This is a genomic window from Streptomyces sp. NPDC093586, assembly GCF_044764905.1.
In the GTDB taxonomy this organism is placed as follows: domain Bacteria; phylum Actinomycetota; class Actinomycetes; order Streptomycetales; family Streptomycetaceae; genus Streptomyces.
The window spans coordinates 74,752-91,394 of the sequence record NZ_JBIWJA010000029.1 but is presented as its reverse complement, the minus strand read 5'-3'; the positions used below and the strand labels follow the sequence as shown (position 1 = coordinate 91,394).

Below are 16,643 nucleotides of genomic sequence, written 5' to 3'. Positions count from 1 at the left end.
TGCGCGACCGGACTCAACTTTAGATCGATTCCAATGTAGGATGGCTTCCTGTAAGCGTTCAGGAGGCCGTCCCATGTACGAACCGATCCGCGGCAAGTCGGTCCACAGCACGGTGGCCGACGGCACCTCGGACTTCCCGCACCGCTCCCGTGAGGAGGAGCTGGACATCCAGCTCGCGGGCCATCTCGCCGCCCTGCTCGCCGCCACGGACGAGCTGCGGGCGCTGGCGCCCTCCGACGAGCTGGACACCGCGGCCGGCCGGCTCGCCGGGCAGGTCGCCCGACTGCGGGGAGGCCACGCGCCGGCCCGCCTGCCGGTGACCGCCGCGCCGCCCACGTCGCACCTGGCGGCACTGCACCGCCGGGCGCACACCCTGGCCGGCCGCGCCCTGGTGGTGGCGGCCTCCCGCGCCGACACGGCGGCCGCGATCCTGGCCGCCGAGCGCATGGACGCCCACGCCGCGGCCCTGGAGCCACGCGAGTTGGCGTCCCGCTGAGCCCTCACCGGGCTCCCCCCGACGGCCCCGGTCCGCGCGCACCCGCAGCGACGCGCGGACCGGGCGCCCTTCATCCCCCACGACGGGCGGGGCACCCGGGGCGCGCTGCCCCGGGTGCCCCGCCCGCGTGTGCGCGTGGTCAGCCGGTGACGCGGACCGTCGCCGACGCGGTGGACCCCGTGTGCAGGTCGTCGCCGGGCCAGCTGACCGTGTAGGTCGTGTCCCGGCGGGTGCGCGGCAGGTCGTCGACGGTGAAGGTGCCGTCGGCGGCGACCGTCACCGACGACAGCGTGCCGGTGCCGAGCCGGTCGGTGCGCTCCACCTTCAGCACGGCCCGCTCGGGCAGCGCCTTCCCCTGCGCGGTGAACGTGCCGGTGATGTGGACGCCCGTGCTCTTCGACGCCTCCGCCGGGGCGGTGAGCGCGATCGAGCTGGCCGCCCTGCCGACGGACACCGTGTGGATGACGTCGGTGGCCGGGCGGTGGGTGAGGTCGCCGAGGAACGACACGGTGTACGTGGCGTCGCCGAGCCGGTCCGGCTCGTCGAGCACGGTGAAGGTGCCGTCCGCCTTGACGGTCGCGGTGCCGAGCGCGTGCGTACCGCTCGCGTCGGTGCGGGTCGCCGTGACCTTCAGCGGCTCGGCGGGGGCCGGGCCGTCCAGCTCCAGCCTGCCGCGCACCGCCAGCGCCTCGCCCGCGACCGCCTGGGCGGGGCTGTGGGTCAGCCCGCCGGTGAAGCGGGCGTCGTACTGGACGGCCGGCGGCTGGATGACGTGCAGCCAGTACTGGTTCCCGACGGCGTTGGCGGTGACCGCGAACAGCCGGGAGCCGTCGGCGGACCACTCCAGCCCGCGCGGCGCCACCCGGTCGCCGTCGAGGCTGCCCTCGAAGACGAACTCCAGCGGAGCGGTCGCGTCGCCCGGGTCGGCGGGCGTCAGCAGCAGGTCGGGCGTCGCACCGGAGGCCGAGGCGCCGCGCGCGAGGTACTTCCCGTCACCGCTGAAGGCGACGGCGGAGGCGGAGGACCCGGCCGGCAGCGCCGGGTAGCCGGTCGCGGCGTCGGACAGGTCGGCGGTGTTCAGCAGCCGGGTCCCGGCGGCCGCGTCGGCGACGGCGACCTTGGTGCCGTCCGCGGAGAACGCCATGTCCTTGAGGTTCTGGGCGCCCTTGCCGTCGGCGTCGGCGAAGCGGCGTCCGGCGGTGCGCACCAGGGTCGCCCCGCTCGCGTCGTACACCGCGAGGAAGGGGTCGGCCGCCTTCGGGTTGAGCGGCTGGCCCATCAGCAGCCGGTCACCGGGACCGGCCTCCAGCTGCAGCCGGCCGTAGTCCTGCCAGCCGGTGACCTGGGCGGTGTTGTCGGCGTGGTACGAGTTCAGGTACGTGAGCGACGCGTCGCACTCGGACACGTAGTTCGTGTACGACGAGGTGTAGTACACCGTGCCGCCGGCGAGGGCCACGCTCCGTCCGCAGGTGTCCGTGGACAGGGACAGACCGCCCTGCGGCTGGTGGGTCGCGGTGTCGTACTTCAGGATGCCCTCGCGTCCGCCGACGTAGAGCGTGGTGGCGTCGGCGTTCAGCGCGAGGCCGGAGACGTGGCGCTGGGTGGTGATGGTGGTGACGCGCTCGCCGGAGAAGTCGTAGACGGCGACGAGCCCCTTGTTGTCGTAGCTGCCCAGGTTGCTGTCGGCGACGTACACGCGCTGGTGCGCGGAGTCGACCGTCAGCGCCGAGAACGAGGAGATCGGCAGCTTGGCCACGACGTCGGAGGCCGCCGCGTACGCGGCGGGTGCGGCGCCGACGGTCAGACCGCCGGCGGCGAGCGCGGCGGCGATCAGCGTGGCTGCGAGACGTCCGGTGCGTCTGGTACGTCCGGCACCTCGAGTGGTATTCAACTGTGCCCCCCACAGGCTGTGTTGGCGACCGTTGCGGAACGGCGTCCCCCTCCCCGCGGGGTGGGGAACAGCAGTTCGGGTCGTGCAAGATCGGGAGCGTACACCGCCCCGCCCCGCAGCGTGGCGGGTTTCCGGCGGCGTGGCGCACGCGGAACGGACCGGGGGGGCCGTCCGTCGCGTCGCCCGGCTCCCCCGGCCGGCGTCGCACCGCCGCCGGTCGCCGGCCGCCGAGGAGTGCCGGACACGCCGAAGGGCCGGGTCCTCCGCACGCCGTTGTGCGGTGACCCGGCCCGAGCGGGGCCTCCCCGTGCTCCGGGACATCGAGCTACTGGAGCGGGAGGAGACCCCTCGCGGCCGGCCTTCGTGACGACTTCGCGGGTCAGGGCTAGCCGGACCGGCCGCGGAACCAGGGGGGATCAGCCCAGGCGCTTCACCAGCGCGTGGTACTGGTCCCACAGCTCCTTGGGCGTGTGGTCGCCGAAGGTGCCGAGGTGCTCGGGGACGAGCGCCGCCTCCTCGCGCCACACCTCCTTGTCGACGCTGAGCAGGAAGTCCAGGTCGGACTCGGGCAGGTCGAGGCCGTCGGTGTCCAGGGACTCCTTGGTCGGCAGGACGCCGATCGGGGTCTCGACGCCGTCCGCCCTGCCCTCCAGGCGCTCCACGATCCACTTCAGGACGCGGCTGTTCTCACCGAAGCCGGGCCAGACGAACCTGCCCTCGTCGTCCTTGCGGAACCAGTTGACGTAGTAGATCTTCGGCAGCTTGGACTGGTCCTTGTCCTTCGCCACGTCGATCCAGTGGCCCATGTAGTCGCCCATGTTGTAGCCGCAGAACGGCAGCATGGCGAACGGGTCGCGGCGCAGCTCGCCGACCTTGCCCTCGGCGGCGGCGGTCTTCTCGGAGGCCACGTTGGCGCCGAGGAAGACGCCGTGGTTCCAGTCGAAGGACTCGGTGACCAGCGGTACGGCGGTGGCGCGGCGCCCGCCGAAGAGGATCGCCGAGATCGGCACGCCCTTGGGGTCCTCCCACTCCGGCGCGATGATCGGGCACTGCGCGGCGGGCGTGGTGAAGCGGGCGTTGGGGTGCGCGGCGGGCGTGCCGGACTCGGGCGTCCAGTCGTTGCCCTTCCAGTCCGTCAGGTGGGCCGGGACCTCCTCGGTCATGCCCTCCCACCACACGTCGCCGTCGTCGGTGAGGGCGACGTTGGTGAAGACGGAGTTGCCCCACAGGGTCTTCATGGCGTTGGCGTTGGTGTGCTCACCGGTGCCGGGCGCGACACCGAAGAAGCCGGCCTCGGGGTTGATGGCGTACAGGCGGCCGTCCTCGCCGAAGCGCATCCAGGCGATGTCGTCGCCGATGGTCTCCACGGTCCAGCCGGAGATCGTGGGCTCCAGCATGGCGAGGTTGGTCTTGCCGCAGGCCGACGGGAAGGCGGCGGCGACGTACTTGGGCTCGCCGACGGGCGGGGTCAGCTTCAGCACGAGCATGTGCTCGGCGAGCCAGCCCTCGTCGCGGGCCATGACGGAGGCGATGCGCAGGGCGTAGCACTTCTTGCCGAGCAGGGCGTTGCCGCCGTAGCCGGAGCCGTAGGACCAGATCTCGCGGTCCTCGGGGAAGTGCGAGATGTACTTGGTGCTGTTGCACGGCCAGGGGACGTCCTCCTGGCCCTCCTCGAGCGGGGCGCCCAGGGTGTGCACGGCCTTGACGAAGAAGCCGTCGTCGCCGAGCTCGTCCAGGACCGGCTGTCCCATGCGGGTCATGGTGCGCATGGAGACGGCGACGTACGCGGAGTCGGTGATCTCCACGCCGAGCGCGGCCAGCGGCGAGCCGAGGGGGCCCATGCAGAAGGGCACGACGTACATGGTCCGGCCGCGCATGGAGCCGCGGAACAGGCCGCCCTCGCCCTGGTCACCGGTGAAGATCTCCCGCATCTCGGCGGGGTCCTTCCAGTGGTTGGTCGGGCCGGCGTCCTCCTCCTTCGCGGAGCAGATGAAGGTGCGGTCCTCGACGCGGGCGACGTCGGAGGGGTCGGAGGCCGCGTAGTAGGAGTTGGGGCGCTTGATCGGGTCGAGCTTCTTGAAGGTGCCCTTCGCCACGAGCTCCTCGCACAGCCGCTCGTACTCGGCCTCGGACCCGTCGCACCACACCACCCGGTCGGGCTGCGTCAGTTCGGCGATCTCGTTCACCCACGAGATCAGCTCCTGATGCCGGGTGGGGACGTCCGGGGATGCCACGATGTCGCGCGCCACGATTGCTCCTAGATGAGGGGTTTTTGTTTGGAGGCCCCGTGGGGGCTGCGACCCGGATGCGTCACGCGAGGAGCTCACGCTGCTCATCCGGTGCCGACCGCACTCATTTGATCATCCGATGAGAGTGCCCATCTGTCCAGAGGGCCTCACACCTGAGCGGCGTGAGGATCGCCACGTACCAGCGGCGGCGTCCGCGTTTTTTTGCGTACACCTGGAGTCCGCCTGAAACTTCCTTTACTCCGCGGCCGACGGGACGGTCGCGGGTGCGCAGACGATGCGCATGGAAGGCGCCGGGCCGGGTACTCCCGTGAGACGATGGCCACTTGCCGTCTGTCCGGCATCTGTACTGATGCGTAACTTACGGTCCCGTAGGTACGATGCGCCCATGACGACGTCCGCCTCCGACGCGCCCAGGGACACACAGGCCGCCGGCCGTGGCCCCGTGGCGCTCTCCCTCCCGCACCCGGTCAAACCCAAGCTGCGCGGCTGGCTGCACCTCGGCATGTTCCCGGCCGTCCTCGTCGCGGGCCTGGCGCTCACCGCCTTCGCCGACTCGACCAGAGGCCGTGTCGCCTGCGGGATCTACGCCCTCACGGCGTGCCTGCTGTTCGGAGTCAGCGCGCTCTACCACCGGGGCAACTGGAGCCCGCGCATGGACGGGGTCCTGCGGCGGCTCGACCACGCCAACATCTTCCTGATCATCGCGGGCACCTACACCCCGCTCACGATGCTCCTCCTGCCGGGCTCCCAGGGGCGGTGGCTGCTGTGGGGCATCTGGGCCGCCGCGGCGGCCGGCATCGCCTTCCGGGTCTTCTGGGTCGGCGCCCCGCGCTGGCTCTACACCCCCTGCTACCTCGCCATGGGCTGGGCGGCCGTCTTCTACCTGCCCGAGTTCATGCGGGCCGGCGGCATCGCCGTCCTCGTCCTGGTGATCGTGGGCGGCCTCCTCTACAGCGCGGGCGGCGTCATCTACGGCATCAAGCGCCCCAACCCCTCACCGCGCTGGTTCGGCTTCCACGAGGTCTTCCACGCCTTCACCCTGGCGGCCTTCATCGCGCACTACGTGGGCATCTCGCTGGTGGCGTACCAGCAGGGCTGAGGCCCGTCGTCCGGATCATGCCGGCGTCACCGGGCGTGGCCGGGGCTCGCGGTGGTGCCCGACAATGGGCCGTATGACGGCCGCGCCCCCCTCTCCCCTCTCCGCCCCCTCCCCCGCAGGCCGGCCGCGGCCCGGCCTGCGGGAACGCAAGAAGGCCCGGACCCGCGAGGCGATCCGCGCCGCGGCCTACGGACTGATCCGGGAGCAGGGCTACGACACCATCACGGTCGAGCAGATAGCCGACCGCGCCGAGGTGTCGCCGTCCACCGTCTTCCGCTACTTCCCGGTCAAGGAGGACATCGTCCTCACGGACGCGTACGACCCGCTCCTGCTGGAGGGGTTCCGGGCGCGGCCCGCGGACGAGCCGTGGCCGGTCTCCGTCCGGTGCGTGATGCGCGAGGTGATCGTCCGGGGCGTCGAGGCGGATCCCGAGGCGGCCCGGCTGCGCACCCGGCTGATGTCCGAGGTGCCCGCGGTGCGTTCCCGGATGCTGGAGAGCACGTCGGTCACCGGCCGTCTGCTCGCCCGCGCCATCGCCGCCCGCACCGGCCTCGACCCCGAGGGGGTGGAGGTGCGGGTCCTGTCGGCGTCCCTGGTCGCCTGCCTGGTGGAGGTCTCGCGGTACTGGGCCGAGCACGGTCACGAGGAGAACCTGGCCGACCTGGCCGAACGCGCCCTGGACGTCCTGGAGCACGGCCTGCCGGCCTCCGGGAAAGCCTGAGGGCACCGGCTTCCCGCGTGGCATCCTGACCAGGTGAACGGTCCCGAGATCCACGTCGAGTTCGCCCCCGGGCTGCGCCTGTTCGTCCCCCGGGCCCGCCCCACCGGCGCCGTCCGCGCCGCCACCGACGGCGTCTCCACCCTCGGCCATGTCGTCGAGTCCCTCGGCGTGCCGCTGACCGAGGTCGGCGCGCTCCTCGTGGACGGCCGCGAGGTGCCGCCCGGACACGTCCCCGCCGGCGGCGAGTCGGTGACCGTGCGGGCCGTCGAGCACCCCCAGCGGGTCCCGGGCGCGCCCCTGCGCTTCCTCCTCGACGTGCACCTCGGCACCCTCGCCCGCCGGCTGCGGCTGCTCGGTGTGGACACGGCGTACGAGTCGACGGACCTCGGCGACCCGGCGCTCGCCGCGCTGTCGGCGGCCGAGAAACGGGTCCTGCTCAGCCGCGACCGGGGCCTGCTGCGCCGCCGCGAACTGTGGTCCGGCGCCTACGTCTACAGCACCCGCCCCGACGACCAGCTCCACGACGTCCTGGACCGCTTCCGGCCCGAACTGCGGCCCTGGACCCGGTGCACCGCCTGCAACGGCCTGCTGAGACGGGCGAGCAAGGAGGAGGTGGCGGACCAGCTCAAGGGCGGCACCCAGCGGTCGTACGACGTGTTCGCCCGGTGCACCGCGTGCGGCAGGGCGTACTGGAAGGGCGCGCACCACGAACAGCTGGAGGCCATCGTGGAGCGCGCGGTGAGCCGGGGTACTCAGGGCGGTTGAGTATCCGGGCCGGTCCCCGCGGGCCGGCCGGCGCGGTGGGATGGGCGGCATGAGCATCACGTCCCGGCCCACCGCACCGCGGGCCACCACGCCGCGGCCCGTCTCCCGCGCCCTGACCGGATGGTCCGTGACCGGTCTCGTCCTGCTCCTGCCGACCGTCGTCCTCGCCTGGATCGTCGTGCTCGCCGGCGAACGCGGCAGCCGCTGCCTGATGTACGGCGAGCAGTGCTCGACCGTTCCGCCCGGCGCCGTGTGGGGCTGCTTCTGGGCCGCGGCCGCCCTGGGCGTCCTGGCGGTGGCGTGGCCCCGCACCCGGTGGACGTCCGCCAGGTGCGGGGCCGTCGTCCTGCAGTGGTGCGCTCAGCTCACGCTGGGCGCGCTGATCCTCAGCGGCGCCTGACGTCCCCCTTGCCGCAGGCGACGCCGTCCCCGTCCGGGTCCAGGCGCAGCGGGTCGTCCTCGCCGTTGACCTCCAGGCGGCCGTAGTCGTTGCGGGCCAGCCAGGTGCAGCGGGCGGCCGTCGTGTTCCTCACCTCGGCCGGGAAGGCGGTCGGCACGCAGACGTTGGCGGAGCCGTAGTGCCGGTCGCAGCCGGAGACGGTGGGGCTGACGGGCTGTGAGGCGCGCTTGCGGCCGGGGCCGGTGACCTTGCCCCGCGGGGCGTCGGCGAAGGAGTGGACGTGCGCGGACGCGTCCTTCGCGGAGAGGGCGTCGGGGCCCTTCAGGTGCACCCACTTCGCCACCGAGGGCACGCCGTTCGCGTCGACCGCGAAGAGCATGTACCAGCCGGGCGGCGCCAGGTTCGGGTTGCTCGTCACGTTCAGGTCGACGTTGTTCCCGTCCACGGACAGCGGCAGGTCCACGAACCGCTGGTTCGGGTCGGAGGAGTGGGTCACGGCGGCCGGGCGGATCAGCTCGGCCTTGGCGACGGGCCGGTCGACGGTGATGCGCTGGGTGTCGCCGTAGGTCCACTCGGTGTCGATCACCGAGGTGATCACGGGCCGCTCGCCCTTGAGGAGGTACGGGGGCGTGTAGACCGACACGTCGTGGTTCCAGGAGCCGTTGCCCGGGTTGTCGCCGGTGGACATCACCCGGCCGTCGGGCAGCAGGAACGACGACGAGTGGTAGCCGCGGGGCTCCGGGTCGGCGGCCACCGGGTCGAAGGTCTCCGTGGCCGGGTCGAAGATCGAGGACTCGAAGACCGGGTTCGCCCGGTTGTGCAGCGCGCCGCCGGTCTCCAGCACCGTGCCGTCGGGCAGCAGCACGGCGGAGACGTACATCTTGCCCTGCTTCCCGGTCTGCGGCACCGGCCCGGCGCCGAGGTCGACGGTGCCCTGCGGGAGCGGGGGCCCGGCGACGTAGGAGGGGTTCGGCCGCTTGAGGTCGATGATGTCGGTCAGGCGGTTCGCCTCCGGGTTGGAGTCGATGTTGCCGCCGCCGAGGGTCAGCACCTTCTGGTCCTGCGCCGGCGGCAGCAGCACGCTGGCCGACTGGTCCCGTACGTCCTTGTCCTGGAGGCCCGGCACCTGCGTGACGGTGTTGGCGTCGTAGTCGTAGATCGCCGAACCGGTGCCGGGGATGTTGTCGCCGAAGACGTGGCTGCCGGAGTAGAAGAGGCGGCCGTCCTGCATGAGGATCATCGACGGGTACAGGCCCCAGTAGGACCAGGTCTGGTTGACCTGCCAGGCCGGCAGCCACTTCTGCTGCGCGTCCGACCACCGCTCGGCCGTCACCGACCCGCTGGAGTCCTCGCGCAGCCCGCCGAAGGAGACGACGTCGCCGTTGCCGAGGACCGTCGCCGACGGGTACCAGTGGCCGTCGTTCATGTCGTTGGTCCGGGTGTAGGTCTCGGTCTGCGGGTCGAAGACGTACGAGTCCTTGTAGCCCTGGTAGCCGATGGTGCCGTCCGCCGACGGATAGCCCTTGTTGCCGCTCATGACGAGGACGCGGCCGTCCTGGAGCTGGACGTGCCCGGCGCAGAACATGTCCTTGGGCGTCGGGATCGTCCGGTACTCGCCGGTCTCCGGGTCGTAGACCGCCGAGGTGAAGGTGCCGGCCTCGAACATCTCCGGGTCGTTGCCGGAGCCCGCGATCAGCAGCACCTTGCCGTTGTGGAGGACGACGGAGTGCATGGAGCGGACGGGGTTCTCGGTGGGCAGCACGTCCCAGCGGCCGTTCGCGCACTCCTCGGCGGTGGCGGTGCACTCCGGTTCGGGGACCGGGTCGGAGACCTGCTCCATCGTGTAGTCGTCGGTGGTGGCGGAACCGGTGCCGTAGACGGAGACGCCCCAGCTGATGCGGTCGGTGCCGGCCGGGACCTCGGGGGTGCGGACGCTCGCCTCGGTCCAGTCGGCGGCCATGCCGAGGGTCTTGAGGTCGGTCCAGTACTGCCAGCCCGCGGTGGCGTCGTGCCGGAACAGGGTGAGGGAGGCGTCCGGGGTGGTGGTCTTGTACCAGAGCGACAGGTCGTACTGCCTGCCCGGCGTCACCACGGGCGCGCACGCGGCGGACTCGGTGATCAGGGCCTTGCGGTCGCCGTCCACCCGGCGGGTCAGCTCGACCTTCATGGCCCGGGTGCCGGTGTGCGCGTCGGCGGTGGTGGTGAAGGAGAAGTCGTTGTCGCCCCAGCCGGACTTCTCCCAGCAGTACGGCATGTCGCCGGTGCCGGCGGTCTCGAAGCCGGGGTTCTTGATCAGGTTGGCGGCCGAGGCGGGCTGGGGGGCGGTGAGCAGAAGGCCTCCGGTGAGGGCGGACACCGCCAGGAGGGCGGAGGTCCTCCCCCGGGGCTTCCTGGGCTTCCGGGGCTTCGGAGGTCTCGGGGGTCTCGGGGGTCTCAGGGGTCTCAGGGGTCGTCTCATGCGTCGCTCCTTGACGTACGGCGTCGGCGCGGGAGGTACACGAGGGCCTCCGTCCCGGCGAAGCGCAGGACGAAGGTGATGACGAGGGCCAGCGCGGTGGCGGGCAGCACGGCCAGCCCGAACTGCCCGACGAGCAGGGCGATCAGCGGGATGCGCAGCACCAGGTCGGCGTTGGCGATCAGCGCGAACCGCAGGGTCCGGTCGGCCCAGTGCCGGTGCCGGCGCCGGTCGCGGAACAGGAGCCGGTCCAGGAGGAGGAAGTTCCAGGCCACCCCGAACTGGTTGGCGACGATCTCCGCGGGCAGGTAGTGCAGCCCCGCCGCGGTCAGCGCCCACAGGGCGGCCAGGTTGGGCACGAAACCGCTCAGCCCGATCAGCCCGAAGGCGATCATGCGGGCCGGCGCCGAGGCGGTGCGCAGTCCGGCCAGGTGGCGCAGGAAGCGCAGGCCCTCCCGCGCGGTGGACTTGGACTCGCCCGCGAACCGCTCCTCGAACACGAACGGCACCTCGGTGACGGCGTGCGGGCGGCTGCGGACGGCGAGTTCCAGGAGGATCTTGTAGCCGAGCGGCCGCAGCACGTCCGCGGTGACCGCGCTGCGGCGGATGGCGAAGAAGCCGCTCATCGGGTCGCTGATGCCGCGCAGCCGGCGCGGGAAGAGGGCCTTGGTCAGCCAGGTCGCCGCGCGCGAGACGGCCACCCGGTAGCCGCCCGCGAGTCCGGCGCGGCTGCCGCCCTCGATGTACCGCGAGGCGACGACGAGTCCGGCGCCCGTCCGCTCGCCGGTGGCGACCAGCTCGGGCACCAGGGACGGCGGGTGCTGGCAGTCGCCGTCCATGACGACGATCCAGTCCGACCCGGCCGCCTTGAGGCCCTCGACGACCGCCCCGCCGAGTCCGCCGGCCGGCTCGTCGCGGTGCAGGACGGTGACCGGGAACGGGCAGTCCAGGGCCGCCTCCCGGATGACGTCGGGGGTGTCGTCGGTGGAGTCGTCCACGAAGACGACCTCGCAGGGCAGCCGGGCGGGCACCGACTCGGTGATCCGGTGCAGCAGCTGCCGTACGTTGGCCGACTCGTTGAAGGTCGGTACGACGATGGTGACGGCGCCCGGCTCGGGCACCTCCGCGGCCGCGGGGCGGACGGCCGGACGGCCGAGCTCGCCGGGGACGGTGGACTCGTGGCTCATCGGGCGGCTCCGGTGGGCTGGATACGGCGGATCTCGATGCGGTCCGCACCGGAGCCGAAGACGGCGACCGGGGTGGAGTGGTTCATCGCGGCCTGGACGTTGGGCAGGTCGGCCGCGTCGCGCCGTACCGTCGGGGAGGCGACCACGTAGTCGAGGTCGCGCCAGCCGCGCGGCATCGTCTTCGTCACCGCGGGGTCGAGGTCCGCCTTGTAGAACCAGATGACCCCGAGTCCGGGCCGGTACCCCGCGTGCACCAGATCCAGCCAGAGCGCGTCGTCGACGAGCACCCGGGTGCCGGCGGGGTCCGCCACCTCGTCGGCCAGCCAGTCGGCGGCGGCCTCGTAGGGGGCGTTGGCGTCGGCGGTGACGGCGGTGCGGTCGCCGTCGTACCAGCGGGGTACGACGTAGGCGCCGGCGGCGAGCACCAGGACGGCGGCGAGCGCGTACCGGCCGGCGCTCAGGGCCCGCTTCTCCGCCTCGGCCCGGCCTCTGCGCAGCACGGCGTGGGCGATGCTCGCCGCGCCGCCGGCCAGCACCAGGGCGAGGAAGGGCAGGGCCTGGATGACGTACATGGCGGGCAGGTAGCCGTTCGGGCGCAGGGCGAGGGCGGCGAGGATCGCCACCGTCAGGGCCGGCCCGGCCAGGGCCCGCGCGGTGACCGACCAGCGCCAGGTGGCCAGCAGGAGCAGCGCCCCGGCGAGGCCGCCGAGGGGCAGGACGCGGTCGTAGTACAGCCAGGACTGGAGGACGCCCCAGGAACCGGAGCCCTCGTCGAGGATGAAGCCCGAGCCGGGCCGGGTCATCTGGTAGACGACGCCGTCCCACAGGGAGACGTGTCCGCCGCCCGGCAGCAGCTCGCCCTTGAGCAGGGCGAACAGGGGGTAGGCGAACCCGATGAGCGCGCAGGCCGTGACGGCGCCGGTCAGCGCGAACTTGCGGGTGTCGGGGTGGCTGTGGCGCCACATGGTGACCAGCAGGGCGGGCAGGACGACGAGCATCGTCTCCTTGGTGAGCACGGCCGTGGCGGCGGCGACGCCCGCACCGAAGTGGTGCCACAGATGGCGGCTCGGGGAGGCGGCCAGCGCGAACGCCAGCAGGGTCCACATCACCGCGAGGTTGTCGAGGAAGATCTCCCGCTGGAGCACGACCGACAGCGGGGAGAGGCCGAACAGGGCCATGGCGAGTCCGGCGGCCCAGCGGGGCAGGGAGAGCCGGCGGGCGATGACGTAGACGAGGACCGCGGAGACGGCGGAGACCAGGAGCATCACCGCGCGCATGGTGCCGACGGTCATCGACTCGGGGCTGATCAGTGAGGGTATCCAGGTCAGCAGGGCTATCTGGATCCAGCCGAGCGGCGGGTGGTCGTACCAGTAGGTGTAGTGGGCGAGGCCCTCGCCCTGCTGGACGGCCCAGGCCTGGGCGAGGTAGGTGCCCTCGTCGTCGCTGAGGGCCGGGTAGTCGGAGATGTTCCAGCCCTGCACGACCATGATCGCCAGGAGCAGCGTGCCGCACAGCAGGAGGTCGGGGCGCCGGGAGCGCAGGCGGTCCGGCGGCGCGGCGCCGTGCGGGGCGGCGCCGGTGTCGTGGGCAGGCCGGCGTTGCCCGGGGACCGTGGTGCCGGCCGCCGCGGGAAGGGTGGAGGTCACGCGGGAACGTCCTCTCGGTCCACGGGCGCGAGGTGGGCGCCGACATGGCTGGTCAGCTCCCAGTCGGTGCGGCCGCGCTGCTCGCGCCACACGGCGCGGACGGCCGCACCGGCGAGGAGGACCTGGTAGAAGGGGCCGCCGACGATCAGTTTCAGGTAGTGGGTGAAGCGGACGCGGAGTCCGTACTGCTTGCCGAAGTCGTGCAGGCCGACGACCTCGAAGACGAAGGTGACCAGGGCCGTGACGGCCGGCAGGAAGGTGACGAAGGCGATGCCGACGGGCACGTCCAGGAAGAGCGCGACGGCCGCGTTCAGCGGGATGATCACGCCGGTGAAGGCCTGGAGGAACGGCGTCATCAGGGTGTAGCGGGCCAGCAGCCGCTGGGTGAAGGTGGGCAGCTGCTTCCAGTCCTTCTTCCGGTACACCTGGAGGAAGCCCTGGTTCCAGCGGGTGCGCTGCTTGAGCAGGGACATCAGCGTGCCCGGGGTCTCCTCCCGGGTGACCATGTCGGAGTCGTAGGCGACGACGACCTTCTTGCCGGTGCTGGAGAGCCGGACGCCGAGGTCGCAGTCCTCGGCCAGGCAGTCCGGGTCCCAGCCGTCCGCCTCGCGCAGCACGTCCGTGCGGACGAAGACGGTGTTGCCGCCGAGCGGGATGAACCCTTTCTGCGCGTGCAGGTGCAGCCGGGAGCGGAACCAGAAGAAGTACTCCAGGCAGTTGCGCAGGCTGTACCAGCTGGAGTGGAAGTTGATCAGCTGGACACCGCCCTGGACGACGTCGGCGCCGGTGGTGCGGAAGGCGTGGTCGACGTGGGCGAGCAGCTCGGGGTGGACCTGGTCCTCGGCGTCGAAGACCCCGACGACGTCGCCGCGGCAGTGCGGCAGCGCCGTGTTCATGGCCTTCGGCTTGTTCTTCCGCTCGTGGGTGTCGACGACGACCCGCACGCGCGGGTCGCGGGCGGCGGCCCGCTCGGCGACCGCGGTGGTCTCCGGGTCGTCGTGGCCGACGATCACGATGATCTCGAAGTCGGTGTGCGTCGAGGTCAGCAGCCGCTGGACGGTGTGGTCGAGCACGGCCTGTTCGTGCCGTGCGGGCAGCAGCAGCGAGAACGACACGTGCTCGTCGCCGTCGGGACTGCTGAACCGGGTGGAGGCGAGCACCTCGGGCGTACGCCAGGCGTGCATCTGCCACCACAGCGTGAACGCGGCCATCCAGAAGAGCGCCAGTGAGACGGCGGCGACGAAAACGGACGTCAGCAAGGAAAGATCCCCCCAGATCTTCGAAAATCCCCCTGTCGTGACGGACCGCCCGGATCAGGCGTCCGTCACGTCACGGTGAAGAGGCTAGGGGTCTTCTGTGAAACGCATCAGCTGTTTCGGTGAAGAGCGTGTTTCCTCACAACGAGAACCGGTTCCGAACAGTTCGCCCACCGGTCCCGTCGCGGGGGCTCGTCCGTGTCGTCTCAGCTGTTCAGCGCGGCCCGCAGTCGCTCGGGGTCGGTCGTCGGCGCGTCGCAGGTGAAGTCGCGGCAGACGTACGCGGCCGGCGCGCCGTCCACCAGCGGGCGGCCGGCGAGCAGCGGGAACTCGTCGCTGCCCTCGGCGCCGACGGCGACCACCGCGCCCGGCGCCGTCCCCAGCAGTGCCGTGCGGTGCAGGCCCCGGGTGGCGCCGTCGCCCGGGCCGGGTCCGACGACGGCGACCTCGCGGGGCCCGTCGAGCAGGGCCTCGGCGGCGGCGAGGCCCCAGCCGATGAAGCGCGGCACGCGCGGGCCGAGCGCCTTCACCACGCCGAGGGCGTGCTCGGCGGCGGTGCGGTGGGGCTCGGAGCCGGTGTGGGCGGCGTAGGTCAGCAGGGCGCCCGCGGCGGCACTCCAGCCGGACGGGGTGGCGTTGTCGGTGGGGTCCTGCGGGCGGCGGATCAGCTTCTCGGCGTCGGCGGCGGTGTCGTAGAGGGAGCCGGAGTCGTCGGTGAAGCGGGTCAGGACGTGGTCGAGCAGCAGCCCGGCGAAGTCCAGCCAGACGCCCTCACCGGTGACGGAGGCCAGCGCGAGGAAGCCCTCCGCCACGTCGGCGTAGTCCTCCAGCACACCGGCGTTGGCGCCCGCACGGCCGTCCTTGCTGGTGCGGAAGAGCCGGGCGTGCTCGTCGAGGTGCAGCCGCACCAGCAGGTCGGCGGCGGCCACGGCGGCCTCGACGAGGTCGGGGCGTTCGAAGTAGGCGCCGGTCTCGGCGAGCGCGGCGATCGCCAGGCCGTTCCAGGCGGCGACCACCTTGTCGTCGCGGCCGGGGGCGGGCCGCCCGTCCCGCGCGGCCCGCAGCCGCCGCCTGACGGAGGCGATCCGCTCCGCGTCGAAGACGCCCTCCTCCTGGGGGAGTTGCAGCACGGAGGAGCCGTGCTCGAAGGTGCCCTCCTCGGTGACGCCGAAGTACCGGGCGGCGAGCGCGGCGTCGTCGGCCCCGAGGACCTCGGTGAGCTGCGCGGGCGTCCACACGTAGTAGGCGCCCTCGACGTGCCGGCCCGTGCCGTCGTCGCTGTCCGCGTCCAGCGCGGAGGCGAACCCGCCCTCGGCGGTGCGCAGTTCGCGGACCATGAAGTCGGCGGTCTCCAGGGCGACCCGGCGGGCGAGCCCCGAGCCCGTGGTCCGCCACAGGTGGGCGTAGACCCGGCACAGCAGGGCGTTGTCGTACAGCATCTTCTCGAAGTGGGGCACGACCCACTCGCGGTCGACGGAGTACCGGGCGAAGCCGCCGCCGAGCTGGTCGTAGATCCCGCCGCGCGCCATGCGCTCGCAGGTGTCCCGCGCCATCTGCAGCGCGCCCTCGGCACCCGTGCGGGCGTGGTGCCGCAGCAGGAACTCGATCACCATGGACGGCGGGAACTTCGGCGCCCCGCCGAATCCGCCGCGCTGCGGGTCGTACTCCCGGGTGAGCCCGAGCAGCGCCTGCCCGAGCTCCGTCTCGCCGGGTGCCCGCTGGTCGCCGTAGGAGATCTCCCGCCCGGCGAGGTCGCGCACGATCTTGCCCGCGACGTCGGTGACCTCGTCCCGCCGCTCCGTCCAGGCCTGGTGGACACCCTGGAGCACCTGCCGGAAGGACGGCATGCCGTGGCGGGGCTCGGGCGGGTAGTACGTGCCGAAGTAGAAGGGCTCCGCGTCCGGGGTGAGGAAGACGGTCATGGGCCAGCCGCCGTGCCCGGTCGCCGCCTGCACCGCCTCCATGTACACGGCGTCGACGTCGGGGCGCTCCTCGCGGTCGACCTTGACGCTGACGAAGTGCGAGTTGAGGAACTCGGCGGTCGGTCCGTCCTCGAACGACTCGTGCGCCATCACGTGGCACCAGTGGCAGGCGCTGTAGCCGACGCTCAGGAGGACGGGGACGTCGCGCCGCCGCGCCTCCTCGAACGCCTGCGGCTCCCAGGGCCACCAGTCGACGGGGTTGTCCGCGTGCTGGAGGAGGTACGGGGACGTTGCCTGCGCGAGTCGATTGGGCATGCCTCCATCTTCGCGCACGCCCCGGCGCCCCGCCCGTGTGCCACGGGAGTGGGCGTGGCCGCCGGGTGACCACCGGGCCAATTTCGTATGGCCGGAAGTCACCACCGGAAAACTGAACAGTACTCACCTTCATTCGGCGGAAGCCCGAAGCGGACACTTTTTGGGTCAACTCCCTTTCGTTACTGCCGGTTAGGGCTTGTCTACCGTTCAGTAACTTCTGCCTCCGTCGTATCGTGGGATC

12 protein-coding genes are annotated in these 16,643 nt (G+C 72.3%); 5 read left to right on the top strand and 7 right to left on the bottom strand.

Going from position 1 to position 16,643, the window contains the following annotated elements:
• The first annotated feature begins 73 nt into the window (after positions 1-73).
• Complete coding sequence (locus tag ACIRFH_RS26400) at positions 74-496, top strand: hypothetical protein (RefSeq protein ID WP_403525588.1); 423 nt, start codon at positions 74-76, stop codon at positions 494-496.
• Between the two features lie 139 nt (positions 497-635).
• Here ACIRFH_RS26400 and ACIRFH_RS26395 read toward each other — a convergent pair whose 3' ends face one another.
• The gene (locus ACIRFH_RS26395) at positions 636-2,387 is read right to left on the bottom strand and encodes an Ig-like domain repeat protein (protein ID WP_403525585.1); all 1,752 of its coding nucleotides are present in this window, start codon (positions 2,385-2,387) and stop codon (positions 636-638) included.
• 416 nt (positions 2,388-2,803) lie between these two features.
• Positions 2,804-4,636, bottom strand: coding sequence for a phosphoenolpyruvate carboxykinase (GTP) (locus ACIRFH_RS26390; protein WP_403525582.1), 1,833 nt, complete (start codon positions 4,634-4,636; stop codon positions 2,804-2,806).
• 385 nt (positions 4,637-5,021) lie between these two features.
• Between ACIRFH_RS26390 and ACIRFH_RS26385 the strand changes: the two genes are divergently transcribed.
• The 4 genes from ACIRFH_RS26385 (at position 5,022) to ACIRFH_RS26370 (ending at position 7,621) form a co-directional block, all read left to right on the top strand.
• Positions 5,022-5,735, top strand: coding sequence for a hemolysin III family protein (locus ACIRFH_RS26385; RefSeq protein ID WP_403525579.1), 714 nt, complete (start codon positions 5,022-5,024; stop codon positions 5,733-5,735).
• A gap of 73 nt (positions 5,736-5,808) precedes the next feature.
• Positions 5,809-6,456: a TetR/AcrR family transcriptional regulator gene (locus tag ACIRFH_RS26380; RefSeq protein ID WP_403525576.1), complete on the top strand. Its 648-nt coding sequence runs from the start codon at positions 5,809-5,811 to the stop codon at positions 6,454-6,456.
• Positions 6,457-6,489: 33 nt separating this feature from the next.
• The gene (locus ACIRFH_RS26375; protein ID WP_403525573.1) at positions 6,490-7,221 is read left to right on the top strand and encodes a Mut7-C RNAse domain-containing protein; all 732 of its coding nucleotides are present in this window, start codon (positions 6,490-6,492) and stop codon (positions 7,219-7,221) included.
• 49 nt (positions 7,222-7,270) lie between these two features.
• A complete protein-coding gene (locus ACIRFH_RS26370) occupies positions 7,271-7,621 on the top strand; it encodes a hypothetical protein (protein WP_403525570.1) in 351 nt (116 codons plus the stop codon).
• On the opposite strand, the gene ACIRFH_RS26365 is transcribed toward ACIRFH_RS26370, so the two are convergent.
• The 5 genes from ACIRFH_RS26365 to ACIRFH_RS26345 all read right to left on the bottom strand — a co-directional run bounded on the left by ACIRFH_RS26365 (position 7,608) and on the right by ACIRFH_RS26345 (position 16,402).
• Positions 7,608-9,977, bottom strand: coding sequence for a galactose oxidase-like domain-containing protein (locus ACIRFH_RS26365; protein WP_403525567.1), 2,370 nt, complete (start codon positions 9,975-9,977; stop codon positions 7,608-7,610). The two genes, ACIRFH_RS26370 and ACIRFH_RS26365, sit on opposite strands and share 14 nt — an antisense overlap.
• Before the next feature lie 98 nt (positions 9,978-10,075).
• Positions 10,076-11,263, bottom strand: coding sequence for a polyprenol monophosphomannose synthase (locus ACIRFH_RS26360; RefSeq protein WP_403525564.1), 1,188 nt, complete (start codon positions 11,261-11,263; stop codon positions 10,076-10,078).
• Positions 11,260-12,909: an ArnT family glycosyltransferase gene (locus ACIRFH_RS26355; RefSeq protein WP_403525561.1), complete on the bottom strand. Its 1,650-nt coding sequence runs from the start codon at positions 12,907-12,909 to the stop codon at positions 11,260-11,262. Before ACIRFH_RS26355 ends, ACIRFH_RS26360 begins: the two co-directional genes overlap by 4 nt.
• A complete protein-coding gene (locus ACIRFH_RS26350) occupies positions 12,906-14,168 on the bottom strand; it encodes a glycosyltransferase (protein WP_403525558.1) in 1,263 nt (420 codons plus the stop codon). The genes ACIRFH_RS26355 and ACIRFH_RS26350 overlap by 4 nt, the downstream gene beginning before the upstream one ends.
• A gap of 203 nt (positions 14,169-14,371) precedes the next feature.
• Entirely contained in the window at positions 14,372-16,402 is a 2,031-nt protein-coding gene (locus ACIRFH_RS26345; protein ID WP_403525555.1) for a thioredoxin domain-containing protein, read from the bottom strand.
• Between the last annotated feature and the right edge of the window lie 241 nt (positions 16,403-16,643).

Bases quoted from the DNA above. Each gene is read 5' to 3' on its own strand.
- ACIRFH_RS26400 (WP_403525588.1), top strand. From the start codon at position 74: ATGTACGAACCGATCCGCGGCAAGTCGGTCCACAGCACGGTGGCCGAC.
- ACIRFH_RS26385 (WP_403525579.1), top strand. From the start codon at position 5,022: ATGACGACGTCCGCCTCCGACGCGCCCAGGGACACACAGGCCGCCGGC.
- ACIRFH_RS26380 (WP_403525576.1), top strand. From the start codon at position 5,809: ATGACGGCCGCGCCCCCCTCTCCCCTCTCCGCCCCCTCCCCCGCAGGC.
- ACIRFH_RS26370 (WP_403525570.1), top strand. From the start codon at position 7,271: ATGAGCATCACGTCCCGGCCCACCGCACCGCGGGCCACCACGCCGCGG.
- ACIRFH_RS26360 (WP_403525564.1), bottom strand. From the start codon at position 11,263: ATGAGCCACGAGTCCACCGTCCCCGGCGAGCTCGGCCGTCCGGCCGTC.
- ACIRFH_RS26345 (WP_403525555.1), bottom strand. From the start codon at position 16,402: ATGCCCAATCGACTCGCGCAGGCAACGTCCCCGTACCTCCTCCAGCAC.